This window comes from Duganella sp. 1411, assembly GCF_017833525.1.
Classification (GTDB): Bacteria; Pseudomonadota; Gammaproteobacteria; order Burkholderiales; family Burkholderiaceae_D; genus Rugamonas.
On sequence record NZ_JAFICD010000002.1, the window covers coordinates 712473 to 724862 of the forward strand.

10 protein-coding genes are annotated in these 12390 nt (G+C 63.8%); 2 read left to right on the forward strand and 8 right to left on the reverse strand.

What is annotated here, in order from left to right; all coding sequences use genetic code 11:
* From phoU to pstS, 5 genes are all read right to left on the reverse strand, one after another.
* Nucleotides 1–717 (reverse strand): phosphate signaling complex protein PhoU, encoded by a 717-nt coding sequence (gene phoU, locus JOD97_RS14765; RefSeq protein ID WP_209718993.1) that lies wholly within the window; start codon nucleotides 715–717, stop codon nucleotides 1–3.
* A 36-nt stretch (nucleotides 718–753) separates the two neighbouring features.
* Nucleotides 754–1557 (reverse strand): phosphate ABC transporter ATP-binding protein PstB, encoded by an 804-nt coding sequence (gene pstB, locus JOD97_RS14770; protein ID WP_209718996.1) that lies wholly within the window; start codon nucleotides 1555–1557, stop codon nucleotides 754–756.
* 28 nt (nucleotides 1558–1585) lie between these two features.
* Entirely contained in the window at nucleotides 1586–2476 is an 891-nt protein-coding gene (pstA, locus tag JOD97_RS14775) for a phosphate ABC transporter permease PstA (protein WP_209718999.1), read from the reverse strand.
* Complete coding sequence (pstC, locus tag JOD97_RS14780) at nucleotides 2473–3471, reverse strand: phosphate ABC transporter permease subunit PstC (protein ID WP_209719002.1); 999 nt, start codon at nucleotides 3469–3471, stop codon at nucleotides 2473–2475. Before pstC ends, pstA begins: the two co-directional genes overlap by 4 nt.
* Before the next feature lie 150 nt (nucleotides 3472–3621).
* A complete protein-coding gene (gene pstS, locus JOD97_RS14785) occupies nucleotides 3622–4668 on the reverse strand; it encodes a phosphate ABC transporter substrate-binding protein PstS (protein ID WP_209719006.1) in 1047 nt (348 codons plus the stop codon).
* A 316-nt stretch (nucleotides 4669–4984) separates the two neighbouring features.
* Here pstS and ppk1 point away from each other — a divergent pair, with 316 nt between their 5' ends.
* Nucleotides 4985–7084, forward strand: a complete 2100-nt coding sequence (ppk1, locus tag JOD97_RS14790; protein WP_209719009.1) for a polyphosphate kinase 1 — start codon at nucleotides 4985–4987, stop codon at nucleotides 7082–7084.
* A 57-nt stretch (nucleotides 7085–7141) separates the two neighbouring features.
* A complete protein-coding gene (gene sixA / locus JOD97_RS14795; RefSeq protein WP_209719012.1) occupies nucleotides 7142–7609 on the forward strand; it encodes a phosphohistidine phosphatase SixA in 468 nt (155 codons plus the stop codon).
* Nucleotides 7610–8025: 416 nt separating this feature from the next.
* Here sixA and JOD97_RS14800 read toward each other — a convergent pair whose 3' ends face one another.
* From JOD97_RS14800 to JOD97_RS14810, 3 genes are all read right to left on the reverse strand, one after another.
* Nucleotides 8026–9138 carry a polyamine ABC transporter substrate-binding protein gene (locus tag JOD97_RS14800; protein ID WP_209719015.1) on the reverse strand — a complete coding sequence of 371 codons (1113 nt, stop codon included), beginning with the start codon at nucleotides 9136–9138 and terminating at the stop codon, nucleotides 8026–8028.
* 182 nt (nucleotides 9139–9320) lie between these two features.
* Nucleotides 9321–10703, reverse strand: coding sequence for a flagellar filament capping protein FliD (gene fliD, locus JOD97_RS14805; protein ID WP_209719018.1), 1383 nt, complete (start codon nucleotides 10701–10703; stop codon nucleotides 9321–9323).
* Nucleotides 10704–10905: 202 nt separating this feature from the next.
* On the reverse strand, nucleotides 10906–12288 hold the full coding sequence (locus tag JOD97_RS14810; protein ID WP_373999863.1) for a CoA transferase: 1383 nt from the start codon (nucleotides 12286–12288) through the stop codon (nucleotides 10906–10908).
* Between the last annotated feature and the right edge of the window lie 102 nt (nucleotides 12289–12390).

The following is a 12390-nucleotide window of genomic DNA, read 5'->3' on the forward strand; positions in this document are numbered from 1 at the left end:
TTACTCGGTTTGCGCGGAGACGTCGTCGGGAATCGGCGGCGTGGTCTTGGTGTGGCGGATATCCTTGCCTTCAACGACGTAGATGACGTATTCGGCGATGTTCTTGGCGTGGTCGCCGATGCGCTCGATCGCCTTGGCGACCCACAGCGTATCGAGCGCGGCAGAGATGGTGCGCGGATCTTCCATCATGAAAGTGATCAGGTTGCGCATGATCGAGCGGAACTCGTGGTCGATCACGGCGTCCTGGGCGATCAGTTGCAAGGCCTGCTTGCCATCGTTGCGCGCGAACGCGTCGAGCGCGTCGTGCAGCATGTCGCTGGTGTTGTTGGCGATGCCGCGCACCATTTCGTAATGGTTGACGGTGACCGCGCCGCGCGCGTGGAGCGCTTTGGCGGTGCGGGCGATCTTGGTGGCCTCGTCGCCGATGCGCTCGAGGTCGGTGATGACCTTGATCGTCGCCATGATGGTGCGCAGGTCGTTGGCGGCCGGCTGGCGGCGCACGATCAGGTGGCTGCAGGCGTCGTCGAGCGACACTTCCAGCTGGTTGACGGTGTCGTCCTCGCGCATCACGCGGTCGGCGCGCTCGGGGTTGCCGATGCGGAAGCAGGTCATCGCGTCGAGGAATTGCGTCTCGACGATGCCGCCCATCAGCAACACCTTGGAGCGGATGGCTTCTAATTCATTGTCGTACTGTTTGGATGAGTGCTCACCGATCATGTTCTTCTCCGTATCCGGTTGATATTATAAATGCAATCAGCCGAAACGGCCGGTGATGTAGTCCTGGGTTTCCTTGCGGGCCGGGTTCATGAAGATCTGATCGGTCTCGCCGAATTCCACCAGCTCGCCCAGGTACATATAGGCGGTGTAGTCCGAGCAACGCGCGGCTTGTTGCATGTTGTGGGTGACGATGGCGATCGTGTAGTCCTGCTTCAGTTCGCTGATCAGCTCCTCGACCTTCGAGGTCGAGATCGGGTCCAGCGCCGAGGTCGGCTCGTCGAGCAGCAGCACGTCCGGTTTGACGGCCACGCCGCGCGCGATGCACAGGCGCTGTTGCTGGCCGCCCGACAGCGACAGGCCGCTCTTGGTCAGCTTGTCCTTGACCTCGCCCCACAGCGCGGCCTTCTTCAGCGCCCATTCGACGCGCTCGTCCATCTCGCCCTTCGACAGGTCTTCATACAGGCGCACGCCGAAGGCGATGTTGTCGTAGATCGACATCGGGAACGGCGTCGGCTTCTGGAACACCATGCCGACCTTGGCGCGCAGCATGTTGACGTCCTGGCCCTCTTCCAGGATGTTGCGGCCGCGGTACATGATCGAGCCTTCGGCGCGCTGGCCCGGGTACAGGTCGTACATGCGGTTCAGGGTGCGCAGCAGGGTCGACTTGCCGCAGCCGGACGGGCCGATGAAGGCCGTCACCTGGCGCTCGTGGATGTCGAGGTTGACGTTGGTCAGGCTCTGGGTCTTACCGTAGAAGAAATTCAGGCCGCTGATTTCGATGGTCTTGCGTTTGTTGCCGGTCATGACTGCGGTGTTCTCTGGGCTCAGTTGCGTATTCATTATCGATCGCTTTTCTAGTGGTCGAGGATTAGTTCGGGATTTTCTGGCTGAACAGGGTGCGCGAGACGATATTCAGCGCCAGGACGCTAAAGGTCACCAGCAGCGCGCCGCCCCAGGCCAGTTCGCGCCAGTTGTCGTAAGGGCTCATCGCGAAGCCGTAGATCACCACCGGCAGGTTGGCCATCGGGCCGTTCATGTCCTTGCTGAAGAACTGGTTGTTCAGCGCGGTGAACAGCAGCGGCGCGGTTTCGCCGGAGATGCGGGCCACGGCCAGCAGCACGCCGGTGATGACGCCGGCCTTGACGGCGCGCAGGCGCACCAGCATGGCCACCTTCCAGCGCGGCGCGCCGAGCGCGAAGGCCGCTTCGAGCAGGCTGTTCGGCACCAGGCGCAGCATGTTGTCGGTGGTGCGCACCACCACCGGGACGGCGATCAGCGCCAGCGCCACCGAGCCGGCGTAACCGGAATAGTGCTTGGTGGTGGCCACGTACATGGCCCAGACGAACATGCCGATGACGATCGACGGCGCCGACAGCATGATGTCGGTGACGAAACGGGTGATCGCGGCGATCTTGTTCTCCTCGCCGTACTCGGCCAGATAGATGCCGGCCAGGATGCCGATCGGCGTGGCCAGCAAGGTCGACAGGCCGACGATCATCAAGCTGCCGAAGATGGCGTTGGCCAGGCCACCGCCTTCGCTGCCGGGGGCCGGCGTGGTTTCGGTGAACATGTTGACGCTCAGCGCACCGAAGCCCTTGATGATCAGCGTGATCAGGATCCAGGCCAGCACGGCCAGCCCGACCGACATGGCCAGCACCGACAGCGCGATGCCGACCCGGTGCTGCAGCAAACGCTTGCGGTAGACCTTGTTGACCGGCGCGGCGGTGCCGGCGGCGGTGTTGATGACGGCTTGGTTCATTTGACGCCTTCCTTGCGGGACATGCCGGCCAACATCAGTTTGGCGGCGGACAGAACGATAAAGGTGATGACGAACAGGATCAGCGCCAGCGCGAACAGCGACGACGTGTGCAGCACGGTGTCGGACTCGGCGAACTCGTTGGCCAGGGTCGAGGCGATCGAGTTACCGGCGGCGAACAAGGAGAACGACAGCTTGTTGGCGTTGCCGATGACGAAGGTGACGGCCATCGTCTCGCCCAGCGCGCGGCCCAGGCCGAGCATGACGCCGCCGACGACGCCGGTCTTGGTGTAAGGCAGCACGATCTTGCGCACCACTTCCCAGCGGGTGCAGCCGAGGCCGTATGCCGATTCCTTCAGCACGGACGGCACGATCTCGAACACGTCGCGCATCACCGACGAGATGAACGGGATGATCATCACGGCCAGGATCAGCGCGGCGGTCAGGATGCCGATGCCCATGGTCGGACCGCTGAAGAACGGGCCGATGATGGGCAACGGCCCCAGCACGGCTTTGAGCAGCGGCTGCACGTGGTCGCCGAACAGCGGCGCGAACACGAACAGGCCCCACATGCCGTAGATGATCGACGGCACGCCGGCCAGCAGCTCGACGGCGGTGCCCAGCGGGCGGCGCAGCGCGGCCGGGCAGATTTCGGTGAGGAACAAGGCGATGCCGAAGCTGACCGGGAAGGCGATCAGCAGCGCGATGCCGGACGTGGCCAGGGTGCCGACGATGGCGATCAGCGCGCCGTATTTGTCGTTGACCGGGTCCCATTCGACGGTGGTGATGAAGGCCGGGCCGAACTCCTTGAAGGCCGGCCAGGCGCCGACCATCAGCGAGATGATGATGCCCAGCAGCACCGCCAGCACGGACAGCGCGAACAACATCGTGGTCTTGTGGAAGAAGAAATCCTGGATGCGCTGGTTGCGCATGGTGCGGTGCATCGCTTGCATGGCAGCTTGCTCGGCAGCGGTCGCCTGTGCTGTGCTGGTGTGCATCGACTGCTCCGGTTTTGGAAGTGGCGTGGAAGTGATATCAGCGCTCATATTGTAGTCTCGTGATGTAGGCTAGCCTGCGGCTCCCGGATGGGCGCCGCAGGCTAACCCCCTCGCCGCCGCAGGGTGCCGGCGGCGAAGGGAGGTTGGGGATTAGTAGATGGCCTTGCCCGAAGCGTCTTTCAGGTTGGCTTTCCACGAATCCTGCACCAGTTTGATCACCGAGGCTGGCAGCGGGACGTAGTCCAGTTCGACAGCCGAATTGCCGCCGTTCTTGAAGGCCCAGTCGAAGAACTTGATGACTTCCTTGCCTTTGGCGGCGTCGGCCTGCACCTTGTGCATCAGGATGAACGACACGCCGGTGATCGGCCACGAGTTTTTACCGGCCTGGTCGGTCAGCACGACGCCGAAGCCGGGGGTCTTGGTCCACTCGGCGTTGGCGGCGGCGGCCTTGAAGAACTCGTCGTCAGGCTGCATGAAGTTGCCGTCCTTGTTCTTCAGCTGGGTGTGCGACATCTTGTTCTTCTTGGCGTAGGCCCACTCGACGTAGCCGATCGAACCCTTGATGCGCTGCACGTTGGCGGCGACGCCTTCGTTGCCCTTGCCGCCCACGCCCACCACCCACTTGACGGCGGTGCCGGAACCGATCTTGGTCTTGAACTCAGCATTGGTTTTCGACAGGAAATCGGTGAACAGGAACGAGGTGCCCGAACCGTCGGCGCGGTGCACCACGGTGATGTCTTCGGCCGGCAGCTTCACGCCCGGGTTGACGGCGGCGATTTCCGGCGCGTTCCATTTGGTGATCTTGCCCAGGTAGATGTCGCCGACGATCTGGCCGGTCATTTTCAGCTGGCCCGGGGTCACGCCGTCGAGGTTGACGATGGTGACCACGCCGCCCATGATGGCCGGGAACTGCATCAGGCCTTCGGCGTCCAGGTCTTCCGCCTTGAGCGGCATGTCGGACGCGCCGAAGTCGACGGTCTTGGCTTTGATCTGCTTGATGCCGGCGCCGGAACCGACGGACTGATAGTTCAGGCCGTTGCCGGTGGAGGCTTTGTACTGCTCGGCCCACTTGGCGTAGATCGGGTACGGGAAGGTGGCGCCGGCGCCGGTCATATCGGCGGCGCTGGCGGCCGACGAGAATGCCATGACGGCAGACACGCCCACTACCAGGGAAGAGATCAATTGTTTGATTCGCATTTCAAGTCCTTTGTTATGACAGGTTAGGATGCTGCGCAGTCTACCGGCCCAATATGACAGGTTTATGACATGCCAAAAAAATCTCGAAAATATCCATCCGTCCATGTTTCTCGCCCCGCTCCCCCTATGAAAACGGCTAACATGTCATGAACAAACCCGCGTTTGTTACACGCCCTTGTCATAATCGGCGCCGCTGTCACAATCATTTATGACAGCCTTTGTCACAGAGTTGTCATATTTGATCTTTACACTGTTGCAATCATTGTTCTGTCAATACAGGCTAGAATTACACCATCTGCAAAGTGATTAAAAAGACATGAAGCCTGACTTGCATGCTGAAGTAAATAAGAACTCTGCGTTTCTGGACCGGGAACTGTCGCAACTGATGTTCAACCGGCGGGTGCTGGCGCAAGCCGAAGACAAGAGCATCCCTTTATTGGAGCGCCTGCGTTACCTGTGCATCGCCAGCAGCAACCTGGACGAGTTCTTCGAGGTGCGCGTGGCCAGCCTGCTGGCCGCCGGCAGCGTCGACGGCTCGCTGGCCAACCACCCCGCCCTGGTCGCCACCCTGTCGCGCATCTGCGAGGAATGCCACATATTGGTCGAGCACCAATATGAAATCCTCAACCAGGAGGTGCTGCCCGAACTGGCCGCCAACGGCGTCCACCTGGTGCGCCACAACGAGCGCAACGACGCCCAGCGCGCGTGGGTCAAGGAATACTTCGACACCGAGGTGCGCCCGCTGCTGACGCCGATCGGCCTGGACCCGGCCCACCCGTTCCCGCAGGTGGTCAATAAAAGTCTCAATTTCATCGTCTCGCTCAACGGCAAGGACGCCTTCGGCCGCGGCACGGCGATCGCCATCGTCAAGGCGCCGCGCGTGCTGCCGCGCGTGATCCGCCTGCCCGACGAACTGTCCGACAGCGGCGGCGTGTCGTTCTGCCTGTTGTCGTCGATCATCCACGCGCACATCTCCGACCTGTTCGCCGGACGCGAGGTGATCGCCTATTCGCAATTCCGCGTCACCCGCGACAGCGACCTGTGGGTCGACGAGGACGAGGTCAAAAACCTGCGCCAGGCGCTCAAGGGCGAGTTGCAAGGCCGCCAGTTCGGCACCTCGGTGCGGCTGGAGGTGGCCAAGAACTGCCCGCCGGAACTGTCGCAATTCCTGCTCGACCAGTTCGGCCTGCATCAGAGCCGTCTTTACGCGGTCAACGGCCCGGTCAACCTGGTGCGCCTGACCGAAATCATGGACCACGTCGACAATCCGGCGCTGCGCTTCCCGCCGTTCTTCCCCGGCATCGCGCAAAAGCCCGGCAGCCCGGACATCTTCGCCGCGCTGCGCAAGAACGACATCCTGCTGCACCACCCGTTCCAGTCGTTCCAGACGGTGATCGACTTCATCCGCAGCGCCGCGCTCGACCCGGCCGTGGTGGCGATCAAGCAAACCATTTACCGCACCGGCATGAACTCGGACTTGATGGAGTCCTTGATCACGGCCGCGCGCATGGGCAAGGAAGTGACCGTCATCGTCGAGCTCAAGGCGCGCTTCGACGAGGAGGCCAACATCAACTGGGCCGACAAGCTCGAGCAGGCCGGCGCGCAGGTGGTGTACGGCGTGGTCGGCCTGAAAACCCACGCCAAACTGGCGCTGGTGATACGCCGCGAGGACAACAAGCTGCGCTTTTACGCCCACCTGGGCACCGGCAACTACCATCCGACGACCACCAAGTTCTACACCGACTTCGGCCTGCTGACCTGCCACCACGGCATCAGCCAGGAGGTCAACGAGGTGTTCATCCACCTGACCAGCCTGACCAAGCCGCACCGGCTCACGCACTTGTGGCTGGCGCCGTTCGCGCTGCAGAACGAGATCATCAAATGCATCCGCAACGAGGCGCGTATCGCGCGCGCCGGCCGGCCGGGACGTATTATTGTTAAAATCAATGCGCTGGTCGACGAATCGGTGATCCGCGCGCTGTACGCAGCGTCCAAGGACGGCGTCAAGATCGATTTGATCGTGCGCGGCGCCTGCACCTTGAAGCCGGGCGTGCCGGGCTTGTCCGAGAACATCCGGGTGCGCTCGATCGTCGGCCGCTTCCTCGAGCACAGCCGCATCTATTACTTCCGCAACGATCTGGCGCACGACGTGATGCTGGCCAGCGCGGACTGGATGAGCCGCAACCTGTTCCGCCGCATCGAGGTGGCGTTCCCGGTGCTGGACAAGGCGCTCAAGCGGCGCGTGCTGTCGGAGGGCTTGAATCCGTACCTGAAGGACAACCTGAACGCGTGGGAGCTCGAGGCGGACGGCCATTACCAGCGCCGCCGGGCGCGCGGCAAGCAGCTGCCCTTCGGCGCCCAGCAATATCTGATGGAGTCGCTGGGCACGCCCGGCGCGGCGCTCGGCGAGGGCTAAGGCGGGCCGGAAGGCACGCCACTGGGATCTTTTTCTAATGATAGTCGGGAGAAAAGCATGGATCTCATTTTATGGCGGCATGCCGAGGCCGAGGACGCGGCCGCCGGCATGTCCGATCTGGAACGGGCGCTGACGACCAAGGGCGTCAAGCAGGCGCGGCGCATGGGGCAATGGCTAGCTTCCCAGTTGCCCGACAGCTGCCGCATCCTCTCCAGCCCGGCGGTGCGCACCTTGCAGACGGTCGACGCGCTGGGGCGCAAGTTCAAAATCCACACCGACCTGGCGCCGGGCGCCGATCCGGCCGACATCCTGAAGGCGGCCAACTGGCCCGGCGGCAAGGATTCGGTGCTGGTGGTGGGGCATCAGCCCACGTTGGGCCAGGTGGCGTCGTTGCTGCTGACGGGGGACGACCTCGAATGGGACATCCGCAAGGCCAGCGCCTGGTGGTTCTCGCAGCGCGACCCGGGCAATCCGATGAGCGTGTATCTGAAGGCGGTGATGGCGGCCGACCTGGTGGTGAAATAACGACGGCGGCGTTGTTGTCGAGCTTGTAAATCGGCAACGATCTGCTAAAGTTTAATCGTACCAACCAGAGGAGGGATACGATGTTTACCTTGCTCACCATGGGCATCTTCGGAGGAATGATCGCCCTTGTTGCCTACGAAATAGTGCAGGAAACCGCAGGCAGCAAACAGAAACTGACCGACCGCTATCACGAATAGCATGCCGCTTCATTGAAGCCCGCTCGGCGCCATCGGCGCCGATGCTCGTTTACGGGCGTGCCGGTTGCGATAGCGGCGGCGCCTGGCGGATTACGGCGTGCCGCCTAATCCGCCCTACGTGTCTCCGTGGCCAAGAAACGCCGCGATGCCGTTGAGACACGTAGGGCGGATTAGCGCAGCGTAATCCGCCACGCTCCGCCAACGGTCCCTGCTTACACCCTATCGTCCGGTTTTGAACTTGGTGTAGGTCCGGGTGATAACGCGACGGATGTCGGCCGGCACCGCTTCCGGCGCGGCCATGCGCTGCTTGTCGGCCTCGGACAGGAAGATGGTCTTGTTGGTAGCGATATCCTTGCGCACGAACTTCAGGCTGGCCGCGTTCGGGTTGGCGTAAAACACCTTGTTGGTCAGGCTGGCGTGCACCTCCGGCCGCAGTATGTAATTGATCCACAAATGCGCGTTGTTCGGATGCGGCGCGTCGGCCGGGATCGCCATCGTATCGAACATCAGCGCCGCCGGCGTCTTCGGGATCAGCGCTTCGATCACATTGCCGTTCTTGGCGTCGACGGCGCGCTGGCGGGCGATGTTGATGTCGCCGGACCAGCCCAGCGAGACGCACACCGCCCCGTTGGCCAGGTCGTTGATATAGCCCGACGAGCTGAACAGCGTAACGCTGGGGCGGATCGCCGCCAGCAGCTTGCCGGCCTCGGCGTAGTCGCCGGCGTTTTTCGAGTACGCCGGTTTGCCCAGGTACATCAACGCGGCCGGCAACACCTCGGACGGCGAGTCGAGGAACGACACGCCGCACGATTTGAGCTTCGACACGTATTCCGGCTTGAACAGCAGGTCCCAGGCGTTGTCCGGCATCGGCAGGCTGCCCAGCGCCGCCTTGACCTTGTTGACGTTGATGCCGACCGTGGTATAGCCCCACAGCCAGTCGACCAGATATTCGTTGGCCGGATCGATGCTGGCCAGCTTGGCCTGGATGGCCGGATCGAGGTTCTTCAGGTTCGGCAGCTTGGACTTGTCCAGCTTGCGCAGCAGCTTGCCCTCGATCTGCAGGCGCGCCCACGGCGCGGTCGGCACGACGACGTCGTACCCAGACTTGCCGGCCACCAGTTTGGAATTGAGAATCTCGTTGTTGTCGAAAACATCATAACGGACCTTGATGCCCGTTTCTTTTTCGAAGTTTTTAACCGTGTCTTCCGCGATGTAATCGGACCAGTTATAGATGTTGAGGACTTTTTCCTCCGGCGCCTGGGCGGCTACCTGCCCCACGGCGGCCATCAACCCTGCGGCGACCAGCGCCGCGCCAACGAACTTCCCTGCCATAGCACCTCCGAAAAGTGGATTCATACACAACCCGTGATGATCGGGCATCCACCGTTTCCACGCAAGGAGTTCGTTATAAAATCAAACCCGCAGGCTCCCGGGCAATCCGCCGCCGCGTGCGATGGGGTCGTACCCCGTGGGGTACGACGGGGACGCCGAGTCCCCTGCCCGGCCGTGCGGGTTTAGCCCAGCATATCGAACAAGGTGCCGGTGCCGCCGCCGGAACCGTTGAGCGCGCTGCCGGCGCCGGTCTGCGCCTGCGCCGTGTACAGCGCCACCAGCGCGTTGGCCTGCGCCGTCAGCGCCTTGGTCAGCACCGTGCGCTTGCCGTTCAGGCTGGCGATTTCCGTGTTCATTTGCTTGGTTTCCTTGCTGATCACGCTGGTCGAGGACGTGAACGCCGACGCCTTGGCCGACATCAGGTCGGCGATGCCCTTGCCGTCGTTGGTGAACAACTTGGCCACGGCGGACGAATCGGCCGTCAGCGCCGCCTGCAGCTTTTTGTCGTCGATCACCATATTGCCCTTGGCATCCTGGCTGACGCCGGCCGCGCCCAGGGCCGGGACCGAGACGCTGCCGCCGCCCGTCTTCAACAGCATGCTCATCTGGCTGACCACCTGTCCGAGCGCGGTGTCGCCCTTCAGGTCGCCCTTTTGCAGCGCCTGCAGCTTCTTGTTCAAGTCGTTGTAGGCGGCCACGAACGACTTCAGGTTGGCGCCGATCTGGCTGGAATCCTGCTTGATCGTCACGTCGGACTTGCCGGTGCCGGTCAAGGTCAGCGTGGCGCCCGCGATGCCCTGGTCCTTGGCCAGCGTATTGGTCGCGCTGGTGAGCTCCTTGCCGTCCACGGTCAGGATGGCGTTTTGCGCCGCCGTCGTTTGCTTGAGCTTTTGGGCGCCGTCAGGATCGTAGGCCAGCAGGCTTTTCAGCGCGGCGTCGCCGCTGACGCTGATGCGCATGCTGTTGGCCGCGCCGCTCTCGCCGGCGATCCCCAATGAAAACTTACCGTCGTCACCCTTGACCACCTTGACGTCCACGCCGGCCGCCTTGAACGCCGCAGCCATGCCTTCGAGCGTGTTGTTGGTGCTGTCGATGGTGACGGTTTTGCTGGCGGTCGTACCGTTGGCGACAAAGCCCTTCTCGCCGCCGGCGGTGCCGAAGTCGATCTTCACCGTCGTCGTGGCGCCGCTGCCGATCTTTGTGGTGGCCGAGGTGAATTCCTCGCTGGTCAGGAACTGGCCCTGCGCCAGCTGCTTGACATCGATGGCGTAGGTGCCGGCCTTGGCCGCGCCGGTGGAGCTTGCCGTCAGCACGGTCTTGGCGGAGCTGGCGGCGCTGGTGGTCAAGCCGCCGCCGGTCAGGCCGGCCGCCAGCGACTGGAAGTTGGCCAGCGCGCTTTGCAGCTGGCCCAATCCGGACAGCTTGGTCTGGTCGCGCGTGAGCGAGGCGTTGAGTTTGGTCGCCGCGCTGTTTTGCGACGTCATGGTCTGCTCGACGCGTTTATAGATATCGTTGGAGACCGCCGTGCTGGCGGTGCTGGTCGCGGAATTGATAGGGGTCGCCATGATGAGTTCCTGCCTGGATGATTACATAGTATGCAATATAGCCGGAAATGTCGATACGGCGAACAGAACGGGATTTACCCGCCTATCCCCGCCCCGGGCCACGCAACCACAGAGCAAAAAAAGCCACGAAAACACGTAGGGCGGATTAGGCGGAACGCCGTAATCCGCCATCGACGAGCCGCCGCCAACACACGCATACCCCTCAAAACCCCGCCGGCGACGAACCGAGCGAAGCCGCCGGCCGGTCCCAAGCCATCGCCGCTCCGCCAACGAGCACCGGCGGCAACAATCGCCGCGCCGCCCCCCACTCGGTATGCTCGATGACCGGCGACAGATCAGCCTCGCCGGCGGCGGCCAGCGGCTGCGCGCCGGCCTCGGGCGCGAATCCGGCCAACAACCCGGCGGTGCGCGCCAGCGACAAGCGCGCCCGCATCGAGCGGCCGTCGGCAACCCGGAACAACCCCCCCCGCACCACCGCCGCCGCCATCAAATACCCGGTGGCGTGATCGAGCGCCTGCACCGGCAACGGCACCGGCTTGCCGGCGCCCCGCATCCGCATCCCGTGCTCGGCGATGCCGCAACTCATCTGCACCAGACTATCGAAGCCGCGCCTGTCGGCCAGCGGCCCCGTCCAGCCATAGGCGTCCAGCGCCACATCGATCAAGCCGGGATTCAGCGCCCGGCGGAATTGCTCGCCGTAGCCCAGCCGCTCCAGCGCGGCGGGACGGTAGCCGTGCACCAGCACGTCGGCCCGCGCCAGCAAATCCTCGAAGACGGCGCGGTCGGCCGCCTGACGCAAATCCAGCCGCGCGCAGCGCTTGCCCAGCGTCACCTCGGGAATCGCGCCGGGCTCGTTCCAGCTTGGCGGATCGATACGCAGCACGTCGGCGCCATAGCCGGCCAGAAAGCGCGTGGCGACCGGCCCGGCCAGCACCCGTGTCAAATCGAGCACCTTCAACCCCGCCAGCGGACGCGCGGCGGTGGCGGCGCGGGGCCAGCCCTGGCCAGCGCCGGCGCCTTCGAGCGGCCGCGCCTCCACCGCGATCAGCGGCTCGGCGGCGACGGCGACGCCCTGCGGATGCGCCGCCCACGCGGCCGCCGAGCGCATCATCGCCGCGCAGCCACCGTTGCCGACCACCGCAGCCTCCAACTCCTCGCCGCGCCATCCGGCGACGGCGCGCGCGACGGCCTCGCGGTCCACTGCGCAACCGAGCACCGCCAGCGCGGCGTCGCGGTGATGGACGGCGTTGGTGTGCAGGCGTATCCAGCCGTCGGCGGTGGCGTAATCGCCGGCCACGGCGTCCCACAGCGGCGGGCGTTCCCAGCCGATCGGGTGGATCGACCAACCGAACCACAGCGACGCCAAGCGGCGGTCGACCCGCACCGGCGCCGCATCGCCACCAAGCGCGACGATCAATTGGCGCAACGCCAATCCCGCCGCGCCGACCGACGCCGCGGCCAGATCGGTCACGGCGTAGTACGATGGCAGCGCACCGGCGCCATCGAAACGGACGGCGTCAACAACGCCGCCGGGCAAATCCAGCTCCGACGAAACGGCTTGCAACATATGACGAGAGACAGACATAAAAACTCCTGAAAACTCCCCACAACCAAGGATCCACGTATCCACGTAGGGCGGATTAGCGGGCAATGCCCGCCAATCCGCCCCGGGGGCACGTCGATGGCA

Bases quoted from the DNA above. Each gene is read 5' to 3' on its own strand.
- phoU (WP_209718993.1), bottom strand. From the start codon at position 717: ATGATCGGTGAGCACTCATCCAAACAGTACGACAATGAATTAGAAGCC.
- pstB (WP_209718996.1), bottom strand. From the start codon at position 1,557: ATGAATACGCAACTGAGCCCAGAGAACACCGCAGTCATGACCGGCAAC.
- pstA (WP_209718999.1), bottom strand. From the start codon at position 2,476: ATGAACCAAGCCGTCATCAACACCGCCGCCGGCACCGCCGCGCCGGTC.
- pstC (WP_209719002.1), bottom strand. From the start codon at position 3,471: ATGCACACCAGCACAGCACAGGCGACCGCTGCCGAGCAAGCTGCCATG.
- pstS (WP_209719006.1), bottom strand. From the start codon at position 4,668: ATGCGAATCAAACAATTGATCTCTTCCCTGGTAGTGGGCGTGTCTGCC.
- ppk1 (WP_209719009.1), top strand. From the start codon at position 4,985: ATGAAGCCTGACTTGCATGCTGAAGTAAATAAGAACTCTGCGTTTCTG.
- sixA (WP_209719012.1), top strand. From the start codon at position 7,142: ATGGATCTCATTTTATGGCGGCATGCCGAGGCCGAGGACGCGGCCGCC.
- JOD97_RS14800 (WP_209719015.1), bottom strand. From the start codon at position 9,138: ATGGCAGGGAAGTTCGTTGGCGCGGCGCTGGTCGCCGCAGGGTTGATG.
- fliD (WP_209719018.1), bottom strand. From the start codon at position 10,703: ATGGCGACCCCTATCAATTCCGCGACCAGCACCGCCAGCACGGCGGTC.
- JOD97_RS14810 (WP_373999863.1), bottom strand. From the start codon at position 12,288: ATGTCTGTCTCTCGTCATATGTTGCAAGCCGTTTCGTCGGAGCTGGAT.